Raw genomic sequence first — 1711 nt, 5'->3', positions numbered from 1 at the left:
CCGCAGGGTCAGGGTCGCAGCCAAGACGCCCGTCCCGTCGGTGTCCCGCAAGACTCCGGCGGGACGGGGCTTCCACCCCCGTCCGAGCCTGCGGACAGGACGGAACAGGCGGAGCACCCCAATCACCAGGAGACAACACGCCATGACCGCTGTACTGGAACCGCCGGCCCACACCGCGCCGGGAGGCGTGACCTTCCTTGAGTTGGAGATCACCGGCAGGTGCCAGCTCACGTGTTCATCGCACTGCTACGCCGAGGCGGGCCCGACGAAGGGCCACGGGACGATGACCGGCGACGACTGGCGCCGCGTCATCGACGAGGCCGCCGCCATGGGCGTGGAAACCGTGCAGTTCATCGGTGGCGAGCCCACCCTGCACCCCGAGTTCGCCCAGTTCGTCCGGCACGCCCTGGGCGCAGGCCTGCGCGTGCAGGTCTACAGCAACCTGTACCGGGTGCGCGCCGAGCGCTGGGAGCTGTTCGCCCATCCCCGCGTGAGTCTGGGCACGTCGTACTACTCCGACGACCCGGACGAGCACGACGAGATCACCGGCCGCACGGGGTCCCACGACTCCACCCGGGCGAACATCGTCGAGGCGGTGCGCCGTGGCATCCCGGTCAAGGTCGGCATCATCCACATGCGCGACGGACAGCGCAGCGAACAGGCCCGCGCGGAGATGGAAGCCCTCGGTGTCGATCATGTGAAGGTGGACCGGGTGCGGGCCGTGGGCAACGCGGCCAGGACCACGCTCATCCCGTCCACGTCGGAGCTGTGCGGACGATGCGCGGACGGGAAGGCCGCCATCCTGCCGGACGGCACCGTGACCCCCTGCGTGCTGGGGCGGTTCCTCCCCGCCGGCTCCGTGAAGCCAGCAGGACTCCAGGCGGTGTTCGCCGGGGAGCAGTGGGCGGAGATCGCCGCGTCGATCCCCCGCCGCCGCGGCGGCTGTGTGCCGGACTCCTGCACTCCCAAGGAGGACTCGTGCCAGCCCTCGCCGGGAGTGGTGACGGCCTGCAACCCTGATAAGGACGGATCCGACTGCGCTCCGGCCGAGACCCCTGCGTGCAGGCCCGCATACAACTAGGAGGCGGCACATGGACTGGGAGGTGCACGCGCGGTGCCTGGCGGCCGGGGTGACCCGGCCCGAGTCGCGTTGGTACGAACCGCTCGCCGTCACGCCGCGGCATGTGTTCGTGCCTCGCTGGTGGACACGAGGGTTAAAGGGGTGGGAGCTGCGCGACGGGCCTGCCGGCCCCGAGGCATGGATGCAGGCGGCCTACGCGGACCGGACGCTGGTTACCCGCATCGGCCCCGTACACGCCGACCACGCCGAGCCGGGCGCCACCCTCACGACGGGGCAGCCCACGTCGTCGTCGACGCTGCCGGGGCTAGTGGTGACGGTGTACCGGCACGCGATGATCACCGACGGCTCCCGGGTGCTGGTGACGACCGGCACCGGCTACGGCACGGCCCTGTTGTGCCGGCGGCTCGGCGATGAGTTGGTGACGAGCGTGGACGTCGATCCGTACCTGGTGAAGACCGCGGTCGAGCGGCTGGAGGCGATCGGCCTGCGCCCGAGCGTGTCCGTCGTCGACATCACCGGGGACCTGCCTGGCCGCTACGACCGGATCGTGTCCACGGTGTCCGTGCGGCCCGTCCCGGTCTCGTGGCTGGCCGCCCTGCGGCCAGCCACGAGACCGGGACGGGCCGCACG

Annotated in this window: 1 protein-coding gene and 1 pseudogene; both read left to right on the top strand. The window is 71.4% G+C overall.

Features of this window, described 5'->3' with window-relative positions:
* Positions 1-142: 142 nt before the first annotated feature.
* The gene (locus StrepF001_RS45210; protein WP_129803874.1) at positions 143-1081 is read left to right on the top strand and encodes a radical SAM protein; all 939 of its coding nucleotides are present in this window, start codon (positions 143-145) and stop codon (positions 1079-1081) included.
* Between the two features lie 10 nt (positions 1082-1091).
* A pseudogene (locus StrepF001_RS45205) lies at positions 1092-1711 on the top strand (protein-L-isoaspartate(D-aspartate) O-methyltransferase); the annotation flags it as partial.

The sequence above is a fragment of the Streptomyces sp. F001 genome (genome assembly GCF_004187715.1).
GTDB classification, from domain to species: Bacteria; Actinomycetota; Actinomycetes; order Streptomycetales; family Streptomycetaceae; genus Streptomyces; species Streptomyces flavusporus.
Note: the sequence above shows the minus strand (reverse complement) of the source record. Positions and strands in the feature narration are given on the sequence as shown.